General features: G+C 61.7%; 25 protein-coding genes. 3 read left to right on the forward strand and 22 right to left on the reverse strand.

The window, feature by feature from the left end:
• Positions 1–6: 6 nt before the first annotated feature.
• The 10 genes from AC2ETI_RS20045 to AC2ETI_RS20090 are packed head-to-tail and all read right to left on the reverse strand — an operon-like array spanning position 7 to position 9483.
• Positions 7–969 (reverse strand): ROK family protein, encoded by a 963-nt coding sequence (locus AC2ETI_RS20045; RefSeq protein ID WP_019745660.1) that lies wholly within the window; start codon positions 967–969, stop codon positions 7–9.
• Complete coding sequence (locus AC2ETI_RS20050) at positions 966–1634, reverse strand: HAD-IA family hydrolase (protein ID WP_019745659.1); 669 nt, start codon at positions 1632–1634, stop codon at positions 966–968. The genes AC2ETI_RS20045 and AC2ETI_RS20050 overlap by 4 nt, the downstream gene beginning before the upstream one ends.
• A complete protein-coding gene (locus AC2ETI_RS20055) occupies positions 1631–2515 on the reverse strand; it encodes a TIGR03619 family F420-dependent LLM class oxidoreductase (protein WP_019745658.1) in 885 nt (294 codons plus the stop codon). The genes AC2ETI_RS20050 and AC2ETI_RS20055 overlap by 4 nt, the downstream gene beginning before the upstream one ends.
• Positions 2512–3309, reverse strand: a complete 798-nt coding sequence (locus tag AC2ETI_RS20060) for a VOC family protein (protein ID WP_019745657.1) — start codon at positions 3307–3309, stop codon at positions 2512–2514. Before AC2ETI_RS20060 ends, AC2ETI_RS20055 begins: the two co-directional genes overlap by 4 nt.
• Positions 3306–4205: an NADP-dependent oxidoreductase gene (locus AC2ETI_RS20065; RefSeq protein WP_019745656.1), complete on the reverse strand. Its 900-nt coding sequence runs from the start codon at positions 4203–4205 to the stop codon at positions 3306–3308. The genes AC2ETI_RS20060 and AC2ETI_RS20065 overlap by 4 nt, the downstream gene beginning before the upstream one ends.
• On the reverse strand, positions 4202–5023 hold the full coding sequence (locus AC2ETI_RS20070; RefSeq protein WP_019745655.1) for an SDR family oxidoreductase: 822 nt from the start codon (positions 5021–5023) through the stop codon (positions 4202–4204). Before AC2ETI_RS20070 ends, AC2ETI_RS20065 begins: the two co-directional genes overlap by 4 nt.
• The gene (locus tag AC2ETI_RS20075; RefSeq protein ID WP_029537130.1) at positions 5016–6011 is read right to left on the reverse strand and encodes a zinc-dependent alcohol dehydrogenase; all 996 of its coding nucleotides are present in this window, start codon (positions 6009–6011) and stop codon (positions 5016–5018) included. Before AC2ETI_RS20075 ends, AC2ETI_RS20070 begins: the two co-directional genes overlap by 8 nt.
• A gap of 5 nt (positions 6012–6016) precedes the next feature.
• Positions 6017–7219 (reverse strand): MFS transporter, encoded by a 1203-nt coding sequence (locus tag AC2ETI_RS20080; RefSeq protein WP_020971053.1) that lies wholly within the window; start codon positions 7217–7219, stop codon positions 6017–6019.
• A 3-nt stretch (positions 7220–7222) separates the two neighbouring features.
• Complete coding sequence (locus tag AC2ETI_RS20085) at positions 7223–8251, reverse strand: 3-oxoacyl-ACP synthase III family protein (RefSeq protein WP_020971052.1); 1029 nt, start codon at positions 8249–8251, stop codon at positions 7223–7225.
• The gene (locus AC2ETI_RS20090) at positions 8248–9483 is read right to left on the reverse strand and encodes a sedoheptulose 7-phosphate cyclase (RefSeq protein ID WP_021331771.1); all 1236 of its coding nucleotides are present in this window, start codon (positions 9481–9483) and stop codon (positions 8248–8250) included. The genes AC2ETI_RS20085 and AC2ETI_RS20090 overlap by 4 nt, the downstream gene beginning before the upstream one ends.
• 176 nt (positions 9484–9659) lie before the next feature.
• On the opposite strand from AC2ETI_RS20090, the gene AC2ETI_RS20095 reads away from it, so the two are divergent.
• Positions 9660–10274: a TetR/AcrR family transcriptional regulator gene (locus AC2ETI_RS20095; protein ID WP_211918686.1), complete on the forward strand. Its 615-nt coding sequence runs from the start codon at positions 9660–9662 to the stop codon at positions 10272–10274.
• 93 nt (positions 10275–10367) lie between these two features.
• Here AC2ETI_RS20095 and AC2ETI_RS20100 read toward each other — a convergent pair whose 3' ends face one another.
• The 4 genes from AC2ETI_RS20100 to AC2ETI_RS20115 all read right to left on the reverse strand — a co-directional run bounded on the left by AC2ETI_RS20100 (position 10368) and on the right by AC2ETI_RS20115 (position 13932).
• On the reverse strand, positions 10368–10811 hold the full coding sequence (locus AC2ETI_RS20100; protein ID WP_249347564.1) for a hypothetical protein: 444 nt from the start codon (positions 10809–10811) through the stop codon (positions 10368–10370).
• 21 nt (positions 10812–10832) lie between these two features.
• The gene (locus tag AC2ETI_RS20105; protein ID WP_070385245.1) at positions 10833–11501 is read right to left on the reverse strand and encodes a FadR/GntR family transcriptional regulator; all 669 of its coding nucleotides are present in this window, start codon (positions 11499–11501) and stop codon (positions 10833–10835) included.
• 102 nt (positions 11502–11603) lie between these two features.
• A complete protein-coding gene (locus AC2ETI_RS20110) occupies positions 11604–12812 on the reverse strand; it encodes an MFS transporter (RefSeq protein WP_400818346.1) in 1209 nt (402 codons plus the stop codon).
• Between the two features lie 121 nt (positions 12813–12933).
• Positions 12934–13932: a helix-turn-helix transcriptional regulator gene (locus AC2ETI_RS20115; RefSeq protein ID WP_483634303.1), complete on the reverse strand. Its 999-nt coding sequence runs from the start codon at positions 13930–13932 to the stop codon at positions 12934–12936.
• 102 nt (positions 13933–14034) lie between these two features.
• Here AC2ETI_RS20115 and AC2ETI_RS20120 point away from each other — a divergent pair, with 102 nt between their 5' ends.
• On the forward strand, positions 14035–14502 hold the full coding sequence (locus AC2ETI_RS20120; protein ID WP_019745645.1) for a VOC family protein: 468 nt from the start codon (positions 14035–14037) through the stop codon (positions 14500–14502).
• 384 nt (positions 14503–14886) lie between these two features.
• On the opposite strand, the gene aztD is transcribed toward AC2ETI_RS20120, so the two are convergent.
• Positions 14887–16134 carry a zinc metallochaperone AztD gene (gene aztD / locus AC2ETI_RS20125; RefSeq protein ID WP_195790861.1) on the reverse strand — a complete coding sequence of 416 codons (1248 nt, stop codon included), beginning with the start codon at positions 16132–16134 and terminating at the stop codon, positions 14887–14889.
• 235 nt (positions 16135–16369) lie between these two features.
• Between aztD and AC2ETI_RS20130 the strand changes: the two genes are divergently transcribed.
• Complete coding sequence (locus AC2ETI_RS20130) at positions 16370–17110, forward strand: alpha/beta fold hydrolase (RefSeq protein ID WP_283384216.1); 741 nt, start codon at positions 16370–16372, stop codon at positions 17108–17110.
• Here the strand turns inward: AC2ETI_RS20130 and AC2ETI_RS20135 are convergent.
• From AC2ETI_RS20135 to benA, 7 genes are read right to left on the reverse strand one after another with little or no spacing between them, the layout of a single operon-like run.
• Positions 17096–18367 carry a benzoate/H(+) symporter BenE family transporter gene (locus tag AC2ETI_RS20135; RefSeq protein ID WP_283308030.1) on the reverse strand — a complete coding sequence of 424 codons (1272 nt, stop codon included), beginning with the start codon at positions 18365–18367 and terminating at the stop codon, positions 17096–17098. The two genes, AC2ETI_RS20130 and AC2ETI_RS20135, sit on opposite strands and share 15 nt — an antisense overlap.
• Positions 18368–18371: 4 nt before the next feature.
• Complete coding sequence (locus AC2ETI_RS20140) at positions 18372–21074, reverse strand: helix-turn-helix transcriptional regulator (RefSeq protein ID WP_197940841.1); 2703 nt, start codon at positions 21072–21074, stop codon at positions 18372–18374.
• On the reverse strand, positions 21071–22456 hold the full coding sequence (locus tag AC2ETI_RS20145) for an MFS transporter (RefSeq protein ID WP_264612738.1): 1386 nt from the start codon (positions 22454–22456) through the stop codon (positions 21071–21073). Before AC2ETI_RS20145 ends, AC2ETI_RS20140 begins: the two co-directional genes overlap by 4 nt.
• Positions 22457–22500: 44 nt before the next feature.
• Positions 22501–23283, reverse strand: coding sequence for a 1,6-dihydroxycyclohexa-2,4-diene-1-carboxylate dehydrogenase (locus tag AC2ETI_RS20150; RefSeq protein ID WP_483634304.1), 783 nt, complete (start codon positions 23281–23283; stop codon positions 22501–22503).
• A complete protein-coding gene (gene benC / locus AC2ETI_RS20155; RefSeq protein WP_483634305.1) occupies positions 23280–24833 on the reverse strand; it encodes a benzoate 1,2-dioxygenase electron transfer component BenC in 1554 nt (517 codons plus the stop codon). Before benC ends, AC2ETI_RS20150 begins: the two co-directional genes overlap by 4 nt.
• A 31-nt stretch (positions 24834–24864) precedes the next feature.
• The gene (gene benB, locus AC2ETI_RS20160; RefSeq protein WP_003939939.1) at positions 24865–25374 is read right to left on the reverse strand and encodes a benzoate 1,2-dioxygenase small subunit; all 510 of its coding nucleotides are present in this window, start codon (positions 25372–25374) and stop codon (positions 24865–24867) included.
• Positions 25375–25385: 11 nt separating this feature from the next.
• A complete protein-coding gene (gene benA / locus AC2ETI_RS20165) occupies positions 25386–26783 on the reverse strand; it encodes a benzoate 1,2-dioxygenase large subunit (RefSeq protein WP_042447174.1) in 1398 nt (465 codons plus the stop codon).
• Positions 26784–26854 lie beyond the last annotated feature (71 nt).

Genomic DNA, 26854 nt, shown 5'->3' on the forward strand with positions numbered 1-26854 from the left:
CCTCTTTCACAGCTTGCTTACGCGGAGGCGACCGGCGGCAATATCGTCGGCACCGGACAGGGTGTCGATGTCGTGAGGACGGCACAGGTATATCGTCTTACGGATTCTCTCGGGAGTCAGTGACGTGTCCGCGTACGATCGCACCGAGGCGAGTTGGGAACAAAGTTCCCTCTCGTACATCTCGGACAGACCTTCGGCGAGCCCGCCACCGATCCCGATGCGATCCAGTCGTGGATCGAGGGCGATCATCGTTCTGACCAGCTCGGCGATCGGCTCGACGACCACGCTCAACAGAAGTGATGCACCAGGGGCGCCTGACTCGAGTGCTGGACCGAACGAATCTCTGTCATAGGGCAATTCGAGAGCCGAGGCGACAGCAGCCAACGCCGAGCCGGACGAGATCGCCGCGACATGTCCGATGCCTCCACATGCGCAGGGCAACTGTCGCACTGTATCCGGCCCCGACGTCACTGCACGAAGGTGGCCGACCTCACCTTGCAACCCCAATGCGTCCACTGGAATCACTCCCTCTCTTGCATCAGCTATCCGCAGTGCGATCCCGCTGCTGATGGTGAGGTAGGCGATGCGCCGATCGGTGGGACGTGTAAACCCACGAGCGAATGACGCCAACCCTGCCGTCACGTCGTTCACGAGTGTCCATCGAACGTCCGGGCGGTGGGATTCGAGGAGGCGCAGCAACGGAATCTCACCGGCAGGAGTGCCGCCCCACAATGGGCCGGATCCATGGGCGACGCCCTTCTGTTCGTCGAGCGCGGCCCCGCACGCCATGTTCACTGCGGCACCCGGCGGTAGATATCGATCCAGTGTCTCGATCAGCTCGCGCAGGAGTTGATCGGGAGTGGCAGACGGTTGTCGGAGCACGCTGGGCGATGGCAGCCGTTCGGTTCGCTCACCGCTGCGGATGCGTAGCCACGTACCTCCCAGATCGACCGATACGGTATCCGTCATAGTTCCGGTACCACGTCGATTACGAGCTCCGATCTCTCTCGGGAGAGTCGTAGTGAAGTAAAATTATTCACTCTCAAAAGGTTTCGTCCGGGCTCGGCTCCGATTGCAACGCATGATGCGCCGGAATCGGCCGCAGCAGCCATGCCGGCCGAGGAGTCTTCGAATACGGTGCAGGAGTCGGCGGAAACCTTCAAGCGCGCCGCCGCTGCAAGAAAGCCCTCGGGATCTGGCTTGCCGGCGCGCACGTCCTCAGCGCATACCGACGCGTGTGGAAGCGGGAGGCCCGCTTCAGTGAGCCTTCGCACCATCATCGATCGAGGGGCCGACGTGACAATCGCCCATTGCTCCCGGGGCACAGACGCCAGAAAGTCCTTGGCGCCGGCGATGGCGCGAACTGGATGCGAGTTCTGCTCTTCGCTTTGCCTGATCCAGTTCAGTTCGGATTCGACGTTTGCTCGATTACCGAGAACCCGAACGATGATGTCGGAAGCGATGCGGCCTGGAAGTGCCTGCGCTACCACCGCCCGATCAACGCCGTGCCGGTCCGCGAATTCGAACCAGACAGCCTCGATCGACGCCTGCGAATCGACGAGGGTTCCGTCCATGTCGAACAGCAGTGCCGAGGTCGAAATGGATTGTCGAATCAAGCTGGGCCGCAGAGTCATAAGACGGCCACCCGACTCATTCCCAAACTTTCGCCGGCAATGCGAATCAGATCGAGATCGTGGTCGGTTGAGCGGCGCAGTCGCTGGTCGCCAGGATCGGTATCGAGCACAATCGTCTGTGCACCGATCTCAGACAGAAAATCGATGTCGGCACGTATCTGGTTGATGGTTCCGTACCCGAGTGGACGGTTTGGTGATTCGACAGATCTTTCGGTGGGGAGAAAGTAGATGCGGGGGACGAACTCACGCCCGGGGGCGAGTGAAGCGACTCCAGCGATGCATAGGCCCCGGGTAGGGTGCAATGGGTGCCATGCAGTGCCTAATCTGTTGGTTCGGTCGATCGCAGCGGGTCCGTTGCCGCCGATCCACAACGGAGGGTGTGGTTGCTGCAGCGGTAGAGGTCCGTTGTGCACGCGATGTGTTCCGGCCGAGCCCGGTGCGTCGTATGTCTCCGACGTCCACGCTGCGATCAGGGTTTCGAGAGTGGTATCCGTCAGTCGGCCTCGACGTGTGAACGGAACGCCGAGGACGTCGAAAGCCTGTGCAGTCCAGCCGACCCCGATGCCCACGATCAACCGTCCGCCGCTGAGTCGATCAATCGTCGCGGTCGCGTGGGCGAGGTGGGCCGGGTGTCGGTGACTGCCGATCAGCACGCCGCTGCCCAGGCGAATCGACTCGGTACCCGCTGCGAGCCAGGACAGCGTGGCCAGGCACTCGTAAAACGGAGCGGGAGAGCGGCGATTCGCGTCGTCGGTCAACACCACGTGATCCGAGAGTAGGACATTGTCGAATCCGGCAGCTTCCGCTGTCCGGGCCCACGCGAGAATCCCCTCGGGGTCGATCTGCGGCCCGAAGTTGGGGAGATTGATTCCGTACTTCACAGCGAACTCGGAATCAGTCGCGCGGCGCCCCCGTGGCGGAACGTCAGGAAGTTTCCCCCGTTGGCGGTCAAAGGGCGAGGGGCCTCCTGCCGGCCGATGTGGTGCTCGAACAACTCGATGTTCAAGTCGCCGACGGATACCATCGCCATCCGGGACGTTCCTTCGACGTCGAGATCGAACTGTGCCGTCATGAACCCGCGATCCGCTGCGATGTCGGTGCGGAGCACCTCGGTTCCCGAATGGGCGGTCACCAGACGCGCTATCGCGGCGTCGAGGTCCGGGACGCTGTAGCCCGTGTGATCCAAACCGCGGCAGGTCGGGAGAAGGGCTGACGCGATGTCCTCTCGTCTGTGGTGGAGTCGGGCCTGGGTCTCGTGGAAGTATCCCGGCTCCTCGGGCCACTGCTGAAGTTCGAAGAGATCGCCCCACGGCGACCGGAAGTACACCCACTTGTTGCCCGCAATCGGACCCTCGGGTACCTCGATCACGTCGCCGAGGACTGTCACGTCGCTTCGCGAATCAAGGTAGCTCACAGCGAGTTCGATATCGCCGACAGTGAAGCAGAGATGGTTGGTACCGATGTCGACCAACCGCGGTGGGGGTTGATGGGGCCAATCCGCTGATACGAAATCCACGACCCCCGACAATCCGATCGGTACGGAGACACGTCCGGGGTATCTTACGACGCGGTTCGCACCCAGGAGTGAAGCGAAGAAGTTGGCGGCGGCGTCCGCATCGGGAACGGTGACACCGACTGTGGACAAGGCATCTTCGACATTCGCGGTCACGGTCATGGGATCAGCAGTACCTTTCCTCGGGTTCCGCCCGCGGCCAGCAGAGCGTGGGCTTGGGGTGCTTCGTCGAACCGGAATGTTCGGGCGACAGGGACGGTGACCGAACCGGTCGATACCAGTTCGGCGAATGATTCGAGGCCCGAGCCGTCCTCGTCGACATAGCTTTTCGCCGGTGTGATTCCACGTTGCGGTGCGGGTTGCTCGTTGTCGTCGATGGAGATGAAGGCGCCGTCGTCTCGCACACTGTCGACGGATTCGGCAATACCCGCCGTGTCGACGATGGCGTCGTACTCCTTCTGCGGCAGGTCGACGGGACTCGCTATGACCCGGCTGAGGCTGAGGGCCAAGAGTTCGTCAGTGTCGCTCTCGCGAGCGAGGGCTTCGACGCGGTGTCCCCGCGAGATCAGCAGCGCCGACGCTATTCGGCCCACCGCGCCGGCAGCACCGGTCACCAACACCGTGGATTCTGGTGCAAGGTCGAGTTTCTCGAGGCATTGCACAGCGGTGAGCGCTGCGAGTGGGATCGCAGCAGCGTGCTCGAGGGTGACGTTCGACGGAGCGGGTGCGAACAAGGACTGGTCGGCGGTGACGCGTTCGGCATAGGTTCCGTAGCGGTGTGCCGGTTGCGCGATCATTCCGATGACGCGGTCTCCTGGCGTGAAGCGTGTTACCGCGGATCCGACTGCGATAACAGTTCCGGAGACGTCCCATCCCAATACGGCTGGGAAGTGCAACTCGATGGGCAAGAACCCCGAACGGGTCTTCAGATCGACAGGGTTGACGGCAGCGGCTGCAACGGAAACAGTGACGTCTCCGGGGCCGGATGTCGGCTCGTCAACCTCGGTGAGAGTGAGAACGCTTGGGTCGCCGATGGCTTCGATTGCGATGGCTTTCATGCGATTCCTTTCATGAGACCTTGCGTTGGAGAATGATCGACGGCGTAGCGGGCATTCGCTTCGGCTGCAGTCAGAACCAGTCCGCCGTCGACGGTAACGGTGGTCCCCGTGAGATAGCTCGAACCGGACCCGGCGAGGAACGCCGCGGCTGCTGCGACCTCGTGCACACCGGCCGGACGCCCCAACGGGATAGCGGGGCGATCGATGTCCGCATACGAGGATTCGTCATCGATGCCGTTCATCGCGGTGGCGGTTTCTCCCGGTGCGACGGAATTGACGCGCACTCCGTGGGGCGCGAATTCGAGGGCGAGGACACGACTCGACGCCGCCAATGCGGCCTTGCTGGCGCAGTAGATTGCACCGCCGGTGATGGGGACCGTGTCATGGATCGATGTGATGTTGACGATCGATCCTGCGATACCTCGCGCGATCATCCGGCGCCCCACCGACGAGGCCAACGCAAGTGGGGTGATCGAATTGACGGCCATGACCTCGCGCATTCGATCGATGGCGAGTGCATCTGCGGGTGATCGATCGTTGATTCCGGCATTGTTTACCAGGCAGTGGATCTCACCCAGTTCATCTGTGCATCTCAGAACGGCGTCGACTGTCGATTCGGCATTGCGCAGGTCCAGTTGCAGGGGAACGACGTCGATGCGGAACTGCGCATTTAGTTCGCTCACCAACCGTGCGATGCGATCGAGACCATTGCCGTATCCGAGGACGAGGTTGTGACCCTCTTTCGCAAGCGCGAGCGCGATTGCCCGGCCGATACCACTACTCGCTCCGGTTATCACTGTGTATTCGAGCTCACTCAACAGAGATCACCACCTTCGGCCGTGTCCTGTGGCCTTCGAGACGATCGAATGCGGACTGTGCGTCGGTCAGAGGAACCACACTGTCGATCAATGCGGTCAATGCCGGGCGAATCAGCGGGAACAGTTCCGCGGCTCGGCGGTAGTGATCTACCCCGTGACGTACTCCGATGATCGAAATGCCGGCCAGCGCAACCGCTCCGGGATCGATCGATTCCGTGTGCGCCGCGACGCCTACGAGGATGCACTTGCCTCCCGGACGGAGAACGCGTACGGCGGTACCCAGCGCACCGGCGCCGCCAGACGCCTCCACGACCACGTCGTACTGCCCGGTCAGGTGTGTGGCATCGGTGAAACTGTGTGTGACGGTGCCGGAGTCGAGGTGTTCGATCGACCGGGGTTCGAGAACGTCGACGGTGATCGGGTATCGACTCAGCATGGCGATGGACAAGCTGCCGATCGTGCCCGCGCCGACGACGAGAACCCGATCACCCGGCGACACCGAAGCAGCGTCGAGCGCCTCGAGCACCGTCACGAGCGGCTCGATGAGAACGTGCTCCGGTTCGACTGTGACGCGACCGAGTGAAACGACCGTGCGCCGCGGCATGCGGAGGAATTCGGCTGCGGCACCAGGATGTTCGTATAGCCCGACCTCACGCAGATCGGAGCATTGGTTGCGTCGTCCGGCCCCGCAGGCCGAACACGCCTGGCAGAAAATCATCGTGCTCCCGGTGACTACGTCACCCGCCGACAGATCGTGAATATTCGGGCCGGTCTGCTCTACGGTGCCCACCCATTCGTGCCCGAAGTGATGCGGAAACGACGTAAGGCCATCAGTGAGGTATGACGACGTGCCGTGCAACAACTCCAGATCCGTACCGCACAGACCGACATAGGCAACCTTGACGACGACATCGTCAGGCCCGCAGTTGGGACGGTCGATCGTCACGATCGACACGGAACGGGGAGCGTCGATCATCGCAGCTCTCATGGCTTTCACGTCACGCTCCGAGCAGTGCGCCGACTGACGAACAGCAGCAGTACTGCGCCCGCCGCGAGGACTGCCCCGATAGCAGGCAGGACTGCAACGCTGTTGCCGCCGGACAGAGCGATCGAGCCGATCCACGCGCCGGCAGCATTCGCAAGTTGGAATCCTGCAATGTTGACCGTGGCAGCAAGGTGCGGGGCTTCGCTTGCAGCACCGATGAGTTTCGAGGCGAGCGGCGGAATAATGGAAAAACCGGTAGCACCGAGTACGAACATCCAGGCGAAGGCAAACCAAGACGTTCCGCCGAAGACGAAGAGAGCGAGAAGTGCCAACGCGAGCGCGGTCAACGCGATGTACAGCGTTTTGTCCAGGTCCTTGTCTGCGTAGTAACCACCGAGTTGATTGCCGACAACAGACCCGACGCCGAATACGAACAACACCACCGTCACCGTCGACACCGAGATGCCGGCATGCTCGGTGAGATACGGCGAGATGTAGGTGAACACCACGAAAAGCGCTGCCTGACTGAGAGCGGTCAGCCCGATCGCCCACAGAACTGGGCCCCGGGTGAACACCCGTAGCTCTGAGCTGACGTTGCCGGTCTGGTGCGAGGGAGCGGCGTTGCGCGTCGAGGCGATCAGCGCAGCGGTGACCAGCAGTTGGAAAACGGCGATGATCGCAAAAGACCAGCGCCAACCCAGTTGTGTACCGATGAGAGTTCCCAAGGGGACGCCGAGGACCGTCGCCAGGTTCAGTCCGAGGGTGACGCGGGCGATCACACGCCCTTGGAATTCAGGCGCCACCAACGACGTCGCCAGCACCAGGCACAGAGCGAAGAACGTCGCGTGTGGCAGAGCAGTGATGATCCGAAATATCACCATGGTTGCGAAGTTCGGTGCCAGCGCAGTTCCGATGTTGCCGATGACGAAGAGAGCCATCAGAGCCGCGATGAGAGGTGTCCGCGGCACCCTGGTGGTAGCGATCGTCAGTAGAGGGCCACCGATGACCACTGTGACGGCATAGATGGTGACGAGCAGTCCGGCTGTGGAGGTGCTGACCCCGAGGTCGGTGGAGATGTCCGGAAGTACGCCGGCCACAAGGTATTCGACAGTGCCGACGCCGAACACTGCCAGGAGCATCCAGATTATTGCGGCATTCGCGTTGGTAGAGCGAGCCGTTGTCGTCAATTCGTGCGGAGTTTCGACCACCATGGCCTATCCCTTCTCGTATCCGGTGTATTCGACGACTGCGCATCCCCATGTGAACCCGACGCCGATGCCGGTGAGCATGATCCGGTCTCCGGGGTGCAGGGCCTTGCTGCGGCGGAGCAGGTCGAGGCCCAGTAGTGGGTCGGCAGCACCGGTGTGGCCGATGGTTCTGCCGAGTTCGACCAAGGTCTGCTCGGCGCGGATCTTCAGCGGCTCGAAACATTGTTTGCGGAGTAGGACGTTGCCGAAATTCGGTACGATCCAGGTGGCGATGTCACCGTGATGAGTGGCGGCATCACCCAAAGCTGTTTCAGCGCATCGAGACAGAGCGGCCGCGTTGCGTGACCAGAACTCGTCGATGGAGTGAGTCTCGGTGAAGCCCCCCACCCGTGCTCGGAGATCGATCGGGTCGGCGGTGCCGTAGACAGGCATGCTTGTGCGCTCGTGCCCGCGGTGCATCTGCTCGAGGTGTGCATCAGTGACTACGGAAGTCGAAAGAATACGAAAGGGACCCGGATCCGGGCCGATGACAGCAGCGGCCGCGCCGTCTCCGTAGGCGAGACCGCTGTCGGAATTCCACCGGTCGAACAGGGGGAGACGCCAAGCGTCGGATGCAGTTACCAGGCCTTTGCCGTGTCCGTCGAACCAGCGGCCGATCAGTTCGATTCCGACGATTGCTCCGGCGCAGGCTGTTCGGATCTCGATCGGCAGGCAGTCGTCGATGCCAAGTTCGTTCTGAATGTAGGCGCCGCAGTTCCACGCCTCCAGGCCGTTGTGCAGAACCACTGCATGCACGAGTAGGTCGATTTCGTTGCTGCTGATTCCGCTGTCGGCCAACGCAGCTCTGCCTGCGAAGACTGCCATCTCCGGCGCGGATTCGCCGATATCAGGGTCCGACACTGCAACCGAAGTCTGTCCGGTCTTCTGCTGTTCGACGGGATCGAACCGTCCTTCGGTCACCATGTCGGAGGCTTGTTCCCGCCTGTCCGGTAGGTATGAGCCGAAGCCTTCGATGTAGAGGCCGCCCCACCTCATGACGCGACCTTCGTCACCGACGTCTCACGGACGCGTAGCTCGTCGCTCTTCCTGTTCAAAAGGGCGGAGGCAGAGTTGATTCCGTCGATCGTGACATCATTGACGAAGTGGTGTCCACCGATCCCGACCGGCAAAGGCAGCCGTTGCCGCCCGTCCCGATGACGCACTGTGTCGGCCAATGCGGCGCCGAGGACGCCCGGTGTGGACAAGACGTCGTTCCAGGTGGGAAGGCCGAGGCGCCTCATTACAGTCAGGACGCGATCAAGTTCAGCTTCACTGATACTTCCCCGCAAATAACCCAGTGCAGACGTCAATGCCATGTCGACAGCTACGGCTTCACCGTGCAGAAGTTCCGGTAGTGCTTCCATCTCGAGCGTGGGCGAGAATGTGTGGCCGTAGTCGACGCAGCGTTCGAGGCAGGATTCCCACAGATTGGGCTGCAGTTCCTCGAGCATCAGGTGGATCGACTCGGCGATGACTTGTGTTGCTGCTGTGTCGAGTTCGTCGGAAGAGCCCTGAAACCTGTCATCGATCAATCGTTCCCCGAAGATTGCCAGCAGTTCGAAGAGGTCGAGGGATTTGATCAAGGCCATCTTGAGTATCTCGGCAAGGCCGTTGGACAAGTGTCGGTTGTCGAGGGTACGCAGGAATGCTCGGTCGACAAAAGTTGCCAGGGCCGGTGCATACGTCCCCAGTCGATTCTTGCCCATGCCGTAGTTGACTCCGGTCTTGACACCGACCCCGGCGTCGACGAGGCCGATCAGTGTGGTGGGGACCCGGATGTACGGCGTTCCGCGGCGGTAGACGCTCGCGGCGAAACCGACAATGTCGAGTAGAACACCCCCGCCGATCGCGATTACCGGCTCCCTGCGTCGGTCGATGCCGAATCCGTTCATCGCGTCGACCACCCGCACCGCAGAACCCCACTCTTTGACCGTCTCGTCGGCTCGCATCGGTACGAAGGATGCTCGTATTCCGTGGTGTTCGAAGTAGCCTCGAATTCTATCCCCGTGAATTCGGTCGACGTTCGCGTCGATGATGATCAAGCGTCGGTCTCCGCGGTGTAGCGACGCTGCGCTGCACCCGTCGAGTAGTCGAGTGCTGTCCTTGGCGAACAGATTTCGTGCGGCAATCACGTGATACTCGACCTGTTTGACCGCTTCGACCTTCCATGTCGAATCGGTGGCCGCGCTGTGGCTGAGACCCAGTTTGAATGAAGCGGCACTACGCATGTCGATCCCCCTAGACGGTGTGAAAGAGCGTTCGCGAGCTGTGTCAGCAGTACGGCGGTACTTCAGTGAACGAAATGAACTTTCGAGGAGAACAGTAGGACATTCGCATAGTGATCGCTACAAGAGTAGAATAGATCACATTTGGATCGGTAGATGCTGCGGAATTGGGAGGTTGCATGGCCGGGGTGCCGGGACAAGGGCGGAAGTTCGACGTAGACGCGGCCTTGGACAAGGCGATGTATGCCTTCTGGGAGCACGGCTACGAGGGGACATCCGTTGCCATGTTGACTGCTGCGATGCAGATAAATCCACCGAGTCTCTACAGTGCTTTCGGCGGCAAGGAAGGAGTGTTCTTTGCCGCCGTCGATCACTACAACGCGACTCGCGGCGACTTCATGGACCGGGCGTTCGCCGAAGAGCGCGAGGCATCCGAATTGATTCGCCGCCTCTTGAACGACGCGGCGTCCCATTACACCGACGAGTCTTGTCCGGGTGGTTGTCTGATCATCAGCGCGGCGGTGAGCGTGACCGACGCCAACAGTCACATAGCAAACCGATTGCGCGACATGCGAAATGCCAACGTGATGTTGCTGTCGCAGAGGATCGCAGCCGATATCGCCAACGGACTCATGCCCGCTGACTCCGATCCCGAGGACCTTGCCGAGTTCATCGGTGTAGTCATCCAAGGCATGTCTCAGCGCGCCCGAGACGGTGCAACACAGAGGCAATTGGAACTCGTAGCGAACAGGTCTTTCGACTCGCTGAACTTCTCGAAAGACCTCATCGGCTGAACAGATTTCAGTTGACGGTCGGGGGTCGAGCTGGATTGGGCGATGGAGAGCATCGAGGTCGGTCCTAGTGACCTTCTATCCCAATGTAATTCGTCACTGACCGTGATGGCTGTCGGTTCGTTGGAGGAAGGGGCGGGGCCAGGCGCCGAGTGCGAGAACGGCGAGGATCGTCTGGGCCAATCCAGTGGTGAAGAAGATGCCTTGCAGCGGCGACCAGACGAGGATCATGGCGATTTCGACGAAGATCCAGATCATCATCGTCAGGCCGGCGGCGGCGTGCAGGCCCCATGCCAGGCGGAACCTGTTGTGCTGAGCGAAGAGCGCGGCGGCTGGGATGCCTCCGACGACAACGCCGAGGAGGATTCCGGGCCAGAAATATGAAGGGAAGACGGTTCCCTCGATCCACTCAGGAGGCAGGCCCATCCCGCCGCCGATCGTCAGGCCCGCCATTCCTACGAGCGCAGAGAGCAGGTTTAGCCACGCGATGGCGGACAGACCGATCCGGAGACCCCGTGGAGGGAGCGATGTGGACGTCATGCCTGACAACGATAGAGAGGGTCAGTCGAGCCCGTCCATGTTCCTGCGCGTCGCCGCGCTGGCAGCGTCGGCATCACCCGCGACGATGGCTTCCACTAGATCTCGGTGGGCAGCGGCTTCGTCGTCGATCGATTCGGGGTCTCGCGCCGCGACGTCGGTGATCACGTCCAGGGCCGAGTTGCGGAGCGTTTCGATGAATGAATCGAATACCATCGACAACACGCTGTTGTGCGCAGCATTCACCACGGCGCGATGTAATTCCATGTCAGCGTCGACAAATTCTGTTGGTGTCGAGGCATTTTCACGGGCTTTGAGTGCTGCCCGTAACAGGTCGACGTCGGCAGAGGTCCGACGCATCGCAGCCAGGCGGCCAGCTTCCACTTCCAGAAGTCGGCGTACTTCGTAGACTTCGCGGCGGTCCGAGCGTTTGAGTTCTCGCTCGAGTTCTGTGACCGGAGTCGAGGACATGACGTAGGTGCCGGATCCTTGATGAGAGTAGAGCTGTCCTGACGCGATCAGTGCACGCACGGCTTCCCTGCCGGTCGAACGCCCGACTCCGAGAAGCGTGCTCAGATCCTGCTCGTTCGGGATTTTCGTCCCGACCGGCCATTCGCCGTCGCCGATGAGGCGCGCAAGTTCGTCTGCGGCTTTCTGTACCAGTGACTGCTGCTTGACCTGGCGCACTGCCATGTGTCTGCTCCTGACTGACTCGGTGAACCGCCGTGGAGCGGCCCACCGAGTGACACTTCATGTCCTCCGATGAATCTTCAGACTACGGTGCAGTCTGTCGGGTTATCGAAGGGCGATGACGTCCAGTTCGCGCTCCGTCTCGTCCTCCGGGTCGAGGCGTCGATCGCGCAAGGTGAATGCGATGACGGCTCCGACCAACAGCACTGCAGTTGTCGCCCCGATCGCCATGCGCGGTCCGAAGTGATCTGCCAGGTAACCGAACAGCGGAGAGGCGATGCCTCCCACTGACATTGCGAGTCCGAGGGTCACCCCACTTGCCGTGCCTGGGCGGTTCGGTAGGTAGTCCTGCGCCAGCGTCACCTGTGGCGCGAAGGGCAAGAACATCGCGAATCCGAGACACACGATTCCTAGTTCGGCAGTTGCCACGTTCGGAGCCGCGGCGAGCAATGCCAGTGAAGGTACCGCAAGCAGGTAACCGAGTCGGATGGATGCACGTCGACCACGACGGTCCGCGAGGGCTCCGCCCAGTAGCGTGCCGGCCGCTCCCGCCAAGGTGAAGGAGGACAACACGATTGCTGCACTCGAGGACGATCCGTTCAGTCCGTTGAGTACGTACGGTGAGACCAACGACAGCGTGGTCACATATGGAATTGACCAACACACCGTTACCAGCACGAGTCGGGTGAACGAGCGCCAATCATCTGGCACGGGACCGTTCGCGGCTAGCTGCGAACTCAACGACTGGGCTGATTCGGCGTCCGTGCCCGTGCCGGCCGATCGTGATTGGGCGACGATCCACCAAATAGCCGCTACCACTGCAGGAACTGCGAGCAGGTAGCCGCCGGACAATCCGAGCGAACCGACCACGAGCGTGACGAACGGTGGCGCCAGTGAGGCTCCCAACGTGCCGCCCACGGAGAACACGCTCATGGCCTTCTGCGAGTGACCTCCAGCTGCGCGTGCCAAATTTGTGGCGGGCGGATGGTATGCGGCAATGCCGATGCCGGCCAAAGCAATTGCCAGCCAAGTGACGATGTAGGTGGTGCTCATCGCGGCCACGACAATTCCCGTTGCGGCCGTCACAAAACCTGTGGGTACCAGCCAATTCCGGCTCTTTCGATCGACCAGCATGCCGAATGCGGGTTGCACGACACTGGATAGTCCGGTCGCGGCGAGCGTGATTCCGGCAACCGCGGAGTAGGAATATCCGCGTTCCAGCATCATGAACGGCAACAGTGCAGGTACAGCCCCCTGGTACAGATCGTTCACGACGTGTGTGCCGGTGAGAAACGCAACTTGCCCCTTCTTCATCTCCTTGGGCATCCCTTCGTTCAGGTCTTCAAGTCCTCAGGTCCTCTGAGGACTTGAAACCTACATGAACCCACGGACGCACGGTTGTGTTGGAGACCTGGATCTCATTCGCGACGACTGCCTAACTCGCAGCAGTCGCGGCATTGCGGGCGGCGAGTTGTGCGAAAGCGTGGGTCAGTTCTGCCGGGCCGACGACATCGATGTCGGTGTCGAATCGGTTGAAGGAGGCTGCCAGCGCCGTCCAGGACCATGATCCGGCTTCGAGGCTGCACTGGTCGGGGCCAAGATCTTCGACGGCGCCGTCCTCGACAAAGGGAAGAACATAACTGGCTGGTCGATGGAGAACGACCTTGCCGTGGCACGGCCATTTGACCTTGCCGTGGCACGGCCATTTGTTGATATGTTCCGATCCCTTGAAGCGCGCGGCCACGTATTCGCTCACGTCACCGCCGGGGATCTCCTTCGGTGTGAACCGCGGGCCGTTCGGGATGCGTGGGGTGATGCGATCGGCGCGGAAGATTCGCCAGTCGCCTCGCTCGAGATCCCACGCGACGAGGTACCAGCGATGCTTGGAGGTCACCAGATGATGTGGCTCCACGCGGCGTGGGGGTGTTATTTCGATGTTGTCAGTTGAGCGGCCGTTCGAGTAGTCGAAGCGGAGCACCTCGCGAGCGCGCACCGCTGCGGAAATCGCTACGAGCACCTCAGGGGACACCGAGTCTGCGTCGCTGGAATCGGTCGAAATCGTGGTGAACGTGAGTGCGTCGAGGCGATGGCGCAGACGCGACGGCATCACTTGCCGCAAGGTGGTCAGCGCACGCACTGCGTCCTCTTCGATGCCGACGCCGGTCAGCGTCGCCGCCTGCAGAGCGACTGCCAAGGCGATGACCTGATCGTCGTCGAACAGCAGGGGTGGTAGCTCGCTGCCGGCGTCGAGTCGGTATCCGCCGTCCGGGCCCATGGTCGCCGCAATGCTGTAACCCATCTCCCGGAGCCGGTCGATGTCGCGGCGGACCGTGCGGTGGCTGATGTCGAGCCGCTCGGCGAGTAGAGCGCCCGGCCAGTCGCGCCTCGTCTGCAAGAGGGACAGCAGATTCAAGAGCCGAGTGGTGGTCGCCATGTCGTGAGACTACGACGAGTCTAGGACGAAAACAGTCCTATACGGCTGTGAGAGTCGACGTTGTCAGGGAAAACCCGGGCGACGTTCGTACTAGGAGCAGACATGAGCATCAAGACAACGACCCACCTCAACTTCCGCGGAGACGCCCGCGCGGCTCTGGAGTTCTACCAGTCCGTCTTCGGTGGCCAGGTCACGATCGCAACCTACGGCGACTTCGGAATGCCCAAGGATGTGCCTGGCGCTGAGAACATTGTGTTCGGCCAAGTCGAAACCGCGGACGGCTTCAGCGTGATGGCGTACGACATCCCAGGACAGTCGGGCGGCTCGACCGCCAATGCCGGCACGACGCACCGCGAGAACGGCACCACGATCACCGACCAACCGTTCTTCGTCTCGGTTCGCGGTGAATCGCTCGAAGAGGTGCAGGGTTACTGGGCCAAACTCTCTGTCGGTGGATCCATCATCGAGGGTCTTGCCGCGGCGGCGTGGAGCCCCGGATTCGGCATGCTCACCGATGCGTTCGGGGTGACGTGGATCCTCGACGTCGCTGCCGGCGAAAACCCGGCCTGATCATTCAGACGACAAAGCCGCTGGCACCGAAAGGTGTCCAGCGGCTCCAGCGCGTCGGTGCCCGTCTTGCGCCTCTCGGCAAGTGGCCACTCGAAGTGGCAATTCTGGGGTGGTACCCGGGGCAAAGAACCGAACACCGACACCATCTCCAACGAACCTCCACACGGAGTTATTCCATGCTGACTTGTGCCGCGGTCAATCGTGGTCCTGCTCATCGCTCAGCTCCAGCAGAGCTGGCGACAACGGCTTCGATTCTCTGAGGTGCGCGTCGTAGCACCTCGAGGATTGCCTGGGTATCGAGATTCCCTGGTCAGTAGGCGAAGCACGAGAACGGCTCAGGCCCTCATCTCGGTGTGAGATGGGGGCCTGAGATGAGGATCTGAATCAGCCGGTGACACCGGTCAATTCGTTGGGGGCGTGATCGAGGGTGGTCTCGGTCAGGATGCTGCCGTCTTCGAGGTCGACGGCGATCAGCTTCTTCGACGTGGGATCGGTGACGTACGCGGTGTGGTCTTCCACGAAGAGTGCCGGCCTGGGCTCTTGCCACTTGGTGGGCTCGGTCCATGCGTCTATGACGGCGATCTTCTTGGTGACGACGCCGGTGTTCGGGTCGATGACGTGGATGGCGCCGTCGGTGCCGAGCACCAGTGCCTCTCCGTGCGGTCCGCGGCCGAGTGAGCGGAAGGTGTAGCTGGTGCCGAGGTCGACGAGCTTGAGTTCGGACGTCGTCGTGTTGGTCAGCGAGACCCGTTGCGGACGTTCGAGTTCGGCGTCCTTGTCAGTCTTGTAGTCACCCAGGACGATGTCCGACTCCTCCGAACCTGCTTGATTTCCGATGCGGCCGTATACATCCGGACTCTGGACCTTGGTGATCGCTCCGTTCTTGTACACGAGCAACCCGTCCTGGCAGCCCAGTACGATGGCTTCGCCGGCAGCGACTGCTTCGCCGTGGACACCGGGGCACTGTTCGTTGCGCAGGATTTCCTTGCGGTCGGCATCGAGGATTGCAATGCCGTTGCGGGACTCCGAATTTCCGATGGTCGTCAACAGGCTGCCGTCGGCAAGTGCGACCGCAACGCCGTGATGGGGTTCTGGCGTGGTGTACGTCTCGACGCGAGGTTGGCGCTTTGCCAGTTGCGCCGGATCGAAGATCTCGACGAGTCCCGAGCCGTCGTTGAAGAGGACAGTCTTTCCGGCATGGCGTACAACGTGTCCGGGTTCGTTGGCTGCGAACTCGACCTCGGACATCGCGGGATCGGCTGTGTAGTAGTGGGAATGGTCGCCGTGGGCCGAGGACCACGTGCCGGTATCGAGCACCTTGAATGCCTCACCCGACGAGATCATGACGTGGCGACCGTCGCCGGCCGGGTTGAGTCGCGTGAAGCCGTCGATCTTGGTCTCGCCGACCACGTCGAGCGACGTTGCATCCAGCACCAGGACGCCACCGTCGTAGGAGACTGCGAGACGTGGTGTTGCCGAAGCTTGTTCGGTGGGTGCGGACGCGGTTGTCGTGGTGGTCTCCGACGGGGCCGAGTCCTTGTTGTCGGACGAGCAGCCCGTAACGAGGGCGAGTGAGAGGCCAACTGATGTGGCAAGGGTGAGGCGCCGCGACATGCGGGTGTTGAGGTGCATGGGTATAGATCTACTGCTTAATGTAAATGATTGTCAAAGTCGAGTATGCGAATGTTCGCATGCCAGGGCAGTCGTCACGGGATCAGGAATGTACTGGAGATCGCCTGGCGTGCGCCGAATATCCGGTGCTGGTGCGTTCACTTTGGGTATAGCGCTAGTTCAACTAGGCATTAGTGCACCGATGTCGGCAGGAACATGCTGTAGATCACATCGGTCGATCGAAAGCTGGAGAGCAATGGCGCAGTTCATGTTGATTCATGGCGCAGGACACGGAGCCTGGTGCTGGGACTATGTGGTCGAGGCGCTGGAGAGACGTGGGCACACGGCTCTGGCTACCGATCAACCGGGCTTGGGTCGAGACACGACGAAAGCTGAAGAAATAACTTGGCAATCAACGCTTTCCAAGCTGTCGGCTGAGCTGGTTCAACTGCCTGGGGACGTGATACTTGTCGGCCACTCGATGGGCGGAACACTGACGGCACAACTGACAGAAATGCATCCGACGCGTGTTGCTGCTGCCGTCTACCTGGCCGCGACCCTGCCTGGGGACGGGGAATCCTGCCTGAGTAGTTCGCAAGAGGACAGTAGCGCTGCGCGGTTGTTCTTCGCCTGCGATGAACTCGGGATCGACCCTGAGGTTGCCTTGAATTTGTACCCGATGCTCTTGTTCGGGGACTGCGCCGACGAGGTGGCGCGAGAATCGATGTCAAACCTTCGCCCGCAACCGATGAGTGTTTTCAGTGGTTCGGTGTCGCTGACGCCGGAACGGGAAGGGTCTGTGCCTCGCTACTACATTGAAACCCTTCGCGATCTTGTCATCACTCCTGCACATCAACGTGAGATGGTCTCCCGGCGCTCCTGTGAGAGGGTATTTACTTTGACGACGGGGCATTCCCCCATGCTCGCGGCACCTGAGGACGTTGCCGATATCCTCGACCAAATCGCCCAAAGTCTGCCGAGTTCAACGCGTTCGTGAGATCGCGACCCGGTCGGGGTAGTCACCACGCTCGAGGATTCGCGAGGCGATGACCCCGAACACGAGTCCCCAGAAAGCGCCTCCGATATTGAGTAGTTCGACGTCGGAGATCGTCACGAGAAACGCGATCAAGGCCCCGAAGGCGAATTTCCCGCCGAATGCGGTCACGAAGGCTCCCTGTAAGGCCTTGAGCATGGCCAGGCCACCCAGAGTGACGATGAATGCCATCGGAGTTCCCAACATCATCGCGACGAAAGTCGGGGCGAACAGTCCGAAGACGACGGCGAGTAGGCCGCAGAAGATTCCGGCGGTGTATTGGCGTGCCCGCTCTCCCGACGCTGTGAGCAACGCGTTCGTCGGCCCGGTCAGGCACGTCGACACGCACCCCACCGCCGCGTTCACGAGAGAGAACACACCGCAGGCAACCGTTGCTGTCCCGATCGGCGGTTGATGACCGGCTGCTCGGAGGACTGCGATTCCTTGGCCGTTCTGCACGACGACGACTGTGATCGCCAGCGGTACAACCAGTTCGATCATCGCTTGCCAAGACCAGGTTGGCGTGGTCAGCATCGGATGCGCCAGCCACCCATGCGCGTCGCCGACGGAGTTGAATCTTCCGGTCGCGAGTATCACGACCACGCCGACGATCAAAGCGCCGAGAACGGGCGGAACGAATCTTCCCACCTTGGCGAACACGCTCAGAGCGACGAAGGCGGCGATCATCGGCAGGGCGATCACCGCGTCGTGAGCGGGCGCTTCGACCAAATCGGTTCCGAAATGAAGGAAAACACCCGCCACCATTGCCATTACGATGGGCATGGGTAATGCGGCCATGATTGGTGTGACCCACCCGGTCAATCCCAACAACAAGATCAAGGCGCCGGTCGCGAAGAACGCTCCGAGCACTTGCTCCCACGGCAGATGCTCCAACGACGCTCCGACGACAACGGTTCCAGGAATCGTCCAGAAGAAGGCCAGCGGCTGCCGGTACAACCAGGAAGCCGTGATGGTCAAAATGCCGTTGACGAAGAAGGCACCGAAAAGCCAAGACGCCAATTGAGCTTGGCTCAGTCCACCCGCCAACCCCGCGGCGAGAATGACTGCTACCGGCCCGGTCGCCGAGAAGACGATGCCGATGATTCCGTTGGCAATGGACGTTCCGCCGAAGTCGTGCAAGACCCGCTTCGGGCTGTAGAGCGGTTGGGGGAGTGGCTCGGTGACGACGCGAACGGGCGCGGTCGTCGAAGTGTCCGACATGTTCTCAGTTCTCCTGATGTGGATCCGAAAGCCCCCGGTCGCGGAACAAAGCTGCGAGTTCGCTCCGTGATCGCAGTCCGAGCTTCGCGTACGCGCGCGTGAGGTGATATTGAATGGTCTTGACGGAGAGAAACAATTCGCCGGCAGCTTCCTTGTTGGACTTGCCCGCCGCGACAAGGTCGGCGACGGCTCGCTCTTGCGGAGTCAGGTCGGTGATCCCCTTCTCCGTCCGCGAGAGGTTCAACCCGCCCGCGCGGAGTTCGCGCTCGCAGCGCTCGACGTAAGTAGCGGCGCCCAACGAGTGATATAGCTCGCGGGCGGCCCGGAGGACGACGTCTGCCTCTGCGCGTTTTCCCGCCCGGCGTAGAGTTTGGCCGTACGCAAAATTGATTCGGGCTCGGTCGTAGGGGAGTGGCAGCGTCTCGATGCCGAGTAGTGCAGCATCGAAACTTATTCTTGCCGAGTCGAGTTCGCCCCGTGCGCCGTGGATCCGGCCGCGAACGTAGCCGAGACGTGCCGCAGCTGAGCGGTGCTCACGACGTCGTGCCGTCTGCTCGTGTGGTTGCAGAAAGGCGTCGGCATCATCGGCTCTCCCGACCATGACCAGTGCATTGGCGTAGAGATCGACCCACGGCCAGAACCCTGGCTCGTCTAGCCATTGTTGCGCCTTGCTCGCGGTGAGCGGAGCCAGCGCCACCAGGACTTCGGCGTAGTCGGCGGCGGCCTCGGCAACCTGCGCTCTGGCGAGAAGTGCAGGAACGTACATGATTTCGTAGGCGTGGACGCCGGCGTACGCGCGTCGCACGTGGTCACGGGCCAGTTCCCAGTTGCCACGCAGAGCGTGGATCTGTGCTCCCGACCAGTGGACCAACGGCCGGATCATCTCGATCTCGAACCGATCCACCTCGGCCCCGGCGCCCTCGACGGTCGAGAGCGCTTCGTCCCAGGCGCCGAGCGCGAATTGAGTGCGGGCGAGCCAGGCCTGTGCCCACAGCGAGATTCTTGCCGAACCACTGGAAAACTCTGTGGACACCGCACTTTCGAGGTCACGTCTGGCAGACTCCGGGTGATCCAAAGCAAGCTCGAGCCATCCGCGTCCCATCTGGAAACGCTGTGCTTGTGCTCCGGGGCGGACGCGATCGGACAGTTCGTCGTATGCCGCGAGCGCATTCTCGGTTCTTCCGGTAGCGCCGAGCCCGAGACCCTTGATCGCTTCGGACTCCACTGCTGCGGGATCCGAAGGGCCGACCAATTCGACTGCGCGGTCAACCCACTCGACGAGGGCTGTGCCATCGAGCCGAGCCAGAGAATGAAGGACCATTCGTTGGGCGATCATCGCAGCGGTGCCTGGCTCACGGTCCACGCTGCAGCTGTCCCACGCTCTGGTCAGAAGATCGGCGGCCTCGGTCGGTCGCCCTCGGTGAATGGCGAGGTAGCCGAGGACGGCGTCGCGGAGAGGCCCGCGCGAAATACTCTCGATCTCCGGCACGAAGACCATGGCGCGGGGGATGTCACCCGATCCGGTCAGCGCGTCGACTCCGCGGAGCAGACGGTCCTCGTGTTCGGTTCGGGCAGTGGTGAGACGGCTTGCCGTGACCATGGCGTCGGCGACTTCCGACCACGCGCCGTCGGATGCTCGTAGTGATGCGTACGCAACGAGTTCGGCGGCGAGGTCCTCGTCGTGGGTGGTGCTGGCGGCGGCAAGGTGGAAAAGCCGCTCACCTTCTCCCCAAGCGATCTCGGCTGCGCGAGTGTGCAGCAGATGCAAGTGCGCGGGCCCCAACGCCCCGCGCACTGCGGCCGTGACCATCGTGCTGCTCAGTGACACTTCGGTGCTGCCGCGCTGCTCGTGGACGGAGAGGAGACCGCTGGCAAAGGCGCTGTCCAAGGCGCCGACCACGTCGTCGATTTCGGCTAGCTGAGCAAGATGCGACAACGTCGTGCTGCGCCCGAGAACTGTTGCGGCTTCGATCAACGTTCGTGCTCCCGCCGAACACGCAGCGAGGGCGGCGGCGATCGCCACCGCACGATGACGAGGGACGGGCAAGGTTCGGTGCCACTGGGTCCAATAGGCCGGTGGCAGCTCGTCGAGGAGCGAGACGATGTCGAGTGTGTTGCCCGCGGTGAAATCCTGAAGTTGAAGCGCGACGCCGGAACTGAGGTCGATTCCGCTTCGCATGCGCGCGATGTCGATGATGACGGCTGTGTCGAGGGGGCTGATGTGCAAACGCGTCGACCAGTGCAGGTCGAGAATCTTCCTGACATCCTCGCGCAGGAACGGCGTTTCCTCGGCGACGAGGACGAACAACAGTGGGGCCGTTCGGCCTCGATGAAGGGCGGAGGTGATTGCCTGAAGCGAGCTGACATCGCTGTGATGGGCATCATCGACGACGATCAGGGTCGGGTGCTCCGCTGCGTCGACGATCTCGTGTGCAACGGCTAACGGCTCCGAAATGGATACCGGACGTTCGAGTAGTTGTTCGATCACCCCGAAGGCATTGTTCGATTCCCACTCCAACCCACGAGCGCGGCGGAGCGTATGAGCGGAGGAGATTTCGGCGAACCGGTCGACGAGAGTGGACTTACCGCTACCGGCATCGCCCTCGACCAGCACGAGAGTCGGCACTCCTGTCTCTGCCGCGGCCAGGGCTCGGCCGAGAACGGCGAGCTCGCGTTCTCGGCCGAGCAACAGGTCACGAAGTGTCACCCGACTACCGTAACGCCGGGCTCACCGCGGGTTTCCTTTTCGGCACGGTCTTCATCGGGTCGAAGTGCAGTGGCGCCCAGGTCGGGTGCTTGCTTCGGCACGAAGAAGGTGACGATGGCGCCCAGCACCGCGATGCCTGCGAAGACATAGAATGCCGATTCGGAACTGATTCCGGCGCTGATCAAACTTCCTCCGATCAGTGGCCCGAATATCCCGCCCAGACGCCCGAATCCGGCGCACCACGCAACACCTGCGGCCCGAGCGGCCGTCGAATAGTAATTGGACACGAATCCGTAGATCAGAACCTGAGTACCGATGGTTCCGACACCCGCGATGGCAACGGAGGCGAGGAGTACGGGAAGCGGAAACCCGAATGTGAACAGGAGCAGGGCGAGTGCGGCCAGGCCGAAGGTGGTTGCGACAACCCGCTGCGGACCGGTGACGTCTGCGATCTTGGAGGCGAGAAGTCCACCGATGATGGCACCGCCGTTGAGTACCAACAGGAACGAGAGCGAACCCTTCGCGTTGTATCCCGCGTTTTCCATGATCTTGGGCAGCCAGGTGTTGAGTCCGTAGGTCAGGAGTAGGCCGGCGAAGCTCATGAGGCCGAGAAGCGCGGTGCCCCAGACATATTGTCTGCTCGCCAACGCTCGGAAGCCGACTTTCTCGGCTACGGCACCGTTGGGTCGATCTGTACCGACAGGCAATGGAATTCCAGTTTTCGAGGAAATGGCGCGAGCTTCCTCGACACGTCCGCGAGCAATCAGCCACGCGGGAGACTCGGGCAGTTTGAACCAGGCGAGTGGGAACAGGAACACCAATGGCAGCGCGCCGATGAGGAACAGTCCGCGCCATCCGATGGAATCGCGGAGAACGATTGCCAGGACGGAAGCCATGACGCCACCGGCCGGGACACCGCTGTAGACGATGGCGTTGAACAGATTGCGGCGTCCCGGCGGCGCGAACTCGGCAATCATGGCTCCGGCGGTGGCGACAAGCCCACCGACACCGATGCCGGTGAAGAACCGCAGCAGACCGAAGGTGGTGATGCTGGTGGCGAACGCTGCCAATGCCATTCCGACCGAGAACCAGATGATGTTGACCAGCATCATCTTTCGGCGACCGAAGTGATCGCCGATCGCTCCACACGTCAGTGCGCCGACCATCACTCCGACGAGTGCATACGAACCCAAAGCGCCGGCCTGAGATGCGGTCAAGGTGCCGATATGGCTGGGGTCGTCCATGAGTACCGGCAGGATCGTGCCGTACACGACCAGGTCGTATCCGTCGAACAGAATGGCAATGGCGGCGATGGTGACCACCCACAACACTGACGAGCGATGGCGGGCACTGGCCCAGGAACCACGTTCGATCGAGGACATGGCGAATCTCCGTTCGAGAGATCAGGAATCGGGGGAGGCTGGATTCAGCCGAGGTCGCCACCGGCAACGGGAAGGACCGTTCCGGTGACATACGAAGCCTCTTCGGAGGCAAGGAAAGTGATGGCGGCAGCCTGTTCGTCCAGGGTGCCGTAACGCTTGAGCAGCGACGAGTCGACGGTCTGGTCGACGATCTGCTGGTACCAGGCCTTCTCCTCGTCGGTCTCGGCGCCCGGTCCGCGTGGCACGACGCGTGGTGGCGCCTCGGTTCCGCCGGGAGCAGTTGCCACGACGCGTATTCCGTACTGCGCGACTTCCATCGCCAGTGCAGCGGTGATCGCGCTGACCCCGCCCTTGGCCGCCGCGTACGGAACACGGTTGACACCGCGGGTGGCGACCGAGGAGACGTTGACGATGGTGCCGCTCGCCTGCTCGATCAGATGGGGCAGTACGGCACGGCACGTCCAGAGTGTGGGGAACAGTGATCGTGTGACCTCGGCTTGTATCTGCTGCGGCGTGTAATGCTCGTAGGGTTTGGCCCAGATGGTCCCACCGACGTTGTTGACCAGGACGTCGATGCGTCCGAAGCGCTCCAATGCGGAATCTATTGCATTCTGGGCACCTTCGAACGTCTCGAGGTCCGCGGTCACCGAATGGGAACGTTCCAGCGGTGTCGCGATGTCGTGAACCAGTTCAGCTCGATCCACAAGCGCGACGGAACCGCCTTCTGCGGAAACTCTTTCGGCAACGCTGCGCCCGATCCCCTGAGCCGCTCCGGTGACGACCACGACCCGGTCGTCGAACCGGCCGGCGAAGAATCTCGTGCTCACGACGCCACACTTTCCCGAGCGTCAGTGATGGCGCGGTGCATCGTCGACTTGGCGTGTTCGCTGTGCCGGACGATCAGATCACGGGCCGTGGCGCGATCATTCTGCTCGAATGCACGCACGATTCGTGAGTGATCGTCCGCGACATGTTCGTCCACCCAATCGGCGGTGCGGAGCACTCGGTTCATCAGTTGTGTGACCTCGAGACGGTGGTATGCCTGCAGCAGCACTTCGTTTCCGGTGCAGCGGAAGAGGAAGTCGTGGAACAGGGCATTGGTTTCGGTGAATGCCGCTGCGTCCGTGAAATGATCGCGGTCGATGGAAGTGGCCGAGTTCTCCGCCAGAATGCGGTACTCCGTCAACTGCGCCGGAGTGAGGCGGCCGATGGTGAGTTCCATTGCTCCGAGTTCGAGCGCCATCCGAGCGTCGAACTGTGCGTCCGACTCCGTGACCGGCAGGTGTTCTTCACCGATCTCGTACGTGCCGGCTGTAGATTCTTCGGCCGAGGTGGCCGGTGAATCAGCCGGTGCTGCCGCGTTGTTGAACTTTTCGAAGTAGAAGTTAGTGGGTGTGATCGAGACGTCATTGAAGTGCAGACGTACGGCTTCGACCATCGGCGGCGGGCCGCACAGGTACACGTCTACGTTGCCGTCGTCGAGGTGATCGGGCTCGATCAAACCCGTGACATAGCCCTTGTTCGGTGCTGTGCTGTCGGGATCGGATACGCAGTAGTCGAAGGTGAACTGGGGTAAAGACTCCGCGTAGCCATGCAGTTTGTCGAGCTCGACGAGATCGGTGTCGGAGCTGACGCCGTAGACCAGATGAACTGGCCGAGTGGAGCGTTCGGCACGCATCTTCTCCAGTATGGAGAGCAGCGGGGCCAAGCCGGTTCCGCCGGCAAGCAGTAGGGCTCTCCGTTGACCTGACCGGAGGAAGAAGCTACCCATCGGTCCGGTCAATTCGAGAGTGTCGCCTACCTGCGCACGCTGACTGAGATACTCGGACATCAGACCACCCGGGGTGATCTTGACCAGGAACGACGCCGACTCGACCTCAGGGCCGGAGCTGAACGAGTACGACCGCGTCGCTTCGGTTCCGGGAACGAGGATGTTCACGTACTGACCGGGGAGGAAGACCAGATCTGCGCGGTTGTCGACTGCGACGGTGAAACCCACCGTGGAATCCGAATGGCGAATGATCTCGGTGATCGTGGACGTGTACGAACCGGCAGTGGTCTTGGCGACCGCCGACGTGGTGGGAATCTGCAGCACGAGATCTGATTCCGGCACCATCTGGCACGGAAGGCAGTATCCCCGCTCGGCTTCGTCATCCGTCAGGGCCTCCTCGATGTAGTCGCCGGCGTCGAAAGTGCCTGACTCACAGAGCGATTTGCAGGTGCCGCAAGCTCCGTCGCGGCAGTCGAGCGGAATGTTGATTCGTGCGCGGTACGACGCGTCCGCGACGGTCTCGTCGGTGTTGCATTCGACGAAGCGGGTGATGCCGTCTTCGAAACTCAGGGCTACCTGAAAGGTCGGCGCGGCTTGAATGCTCATGGGAAACAGCTCGATTCGAAGGGGAGTCGTGTCAGAAGTGGTAGATGTCGACCACGTGATGGATGTAGTCGTTCTTGAGGACTACCTTCTTCTTCATGATCAACGGCTGCTCGCCCGAGAAGTCGATCGTGTAGTGCGAGGTGCCGAAGTAGGTGTCGACCGTGTTGTAGCGGAAGTACAGCGTGAACCAATTGAAGCGGACGTCGACGACGAAGCCGCGTTCTTCGATCACTTCCACGTTGGTGATGTTGTGACCGGTGCGGGGCTCGGGAAGGCTTGTCGCGCTGGAACGGTCAGTCCTGATTCGGAACACGCGATCCTCGATACCGCCGCGATTCGGGTAGTAGATCAGGGAGATCTCTGCGGCCGGGTCCGTGGTCAGCTCGCCGTCGTCCGCCCATGCGGGCATCCAGTACTCGGAATCGGGGTGGTAGCACTCGATCCACTTCTCGAACTCGCGATCGTCCAGATAGCGAGCCTCACGGTAGAGAAACTGCTGCACTGTTTCGAGGGCGACGGCATTGGTGGTGGTGACAGTCATGGTGATCGTCCTCAGATGGTCCGGTTGGAAGCGGCTTGCTCGGCATCTACGGCCGCAAGCATGGCGTCGCGCCAGTACCCGTGCTGAATGGGATACAAGCCTTCGTCCTCGGTCTTGGCTCCGCTCGAGAGCACGCGATTCATGCCGAGATCCTTCGCGACGTCGTTCGGACCGGGAATCTGGTGTGTGACACCACGGCTGAGGTCGTTCCACGGGGCTCCGGCTGCCTGGTAGGTCTTCTGGCAGGAACGGAACTCTTCGAGATCGTCCGGGGTGGCCATACCGCTGGCATTGAAGAAGTCCTCGTACTGACGGATGCGGTTGCTGCGTGCTTCGGCGCTCTCTCCCTTGGGAGCGATGCAGTAGATGGTGACTTCGGTCTGGTCCACGGAGATCGGACGGAAGTGCCGGATCTGGCTGCTGAACTGATCCATGAGGTAGACGTTCGGGTACAGGCAGAGGTTCCTCGACGCACCGACCATGAATTCGGCCTTCTTGGAACCGAACTGAGCTTCCAGCTCCGCCTTGCGTTCGAACAGGGGACGGTCCTCGGGATTGCCCCACCACATCCAGAGCAGGAGGTGGCCGTAGTCGTAGGAGAAGTATCCACCGCCCTGCTTCCCCCAGGTACCGGCATCCATGGCTTTGGTCTCGTTCGACGATTCACCGGCGGTGCGGCGAGCGGTGGTAGCGGCGTAGTTCCAATGCGTCGAAGACACGTGGTAGCCGTCGGCACCGTTCTCGGTCTGCAGCTTCCAGTTGCCGTCGTAGGTGTAGGTGGAAGCACCGCGCAGAACTTCGAGTCCGTCAGGTGACTGATCGACGATCATGTCTATGACCTTCGTGGTGTCACCGAGGTGCTCTTCGAGCGGCAGCACGTCGGGGTTGAGGCTACCGAAGAGGAAGCCGCGATAGTTCTCGAACCGCGCAACCCTGGTCAGGTCGTGTGAGCCGTCCTTGTTGAACTGTTCCGGATAGCCGCCGGTGCGAGCGTCCTTGGCCTTGAGGAGTTTTCCGCTGTTGTTGAAGGTCCAGCCGTGGAACGGGCAGGTAAAGGTGGTTCGGTTGTCGGTCTTACGGCGACAGAGCATCGCACCGCGGTGGCTGCATGCGTTGATCAGCGCACCCAATTCGCCGTCCTTGTTGCGGGTGATCACGATGGGTTGACGGCCCATGTAGGTGGTGAAGTAGTCGCCGACGTTCGGGATCTGGCTCTCGTGCGCGAGGTAGATCCAATTGCCCTCGAAGATGTGCGTCATCTCGAGTTCGAACAGTTGCTCGTCCGTGAAGACGCTGCGCCGCACCTGGTAGCGGCCGGTCTCCGGGTCCTCGACGAGCGCGTCGTCGAGGGCAGCGCGGATGTTCGCGAACTGGTCGGTGCCGCGGGCAGCATCCAACATATCCGTCATGGGTGTCCTCCAGATAAGAGTGGGCGCCTACCGAGAAAGCCGAGGGCTGTCGGACCAAATCGGTGGGACCC

This window comes from Rhodococcus sp. MurmanLake-1 (genome assembly GCF_056945715.1).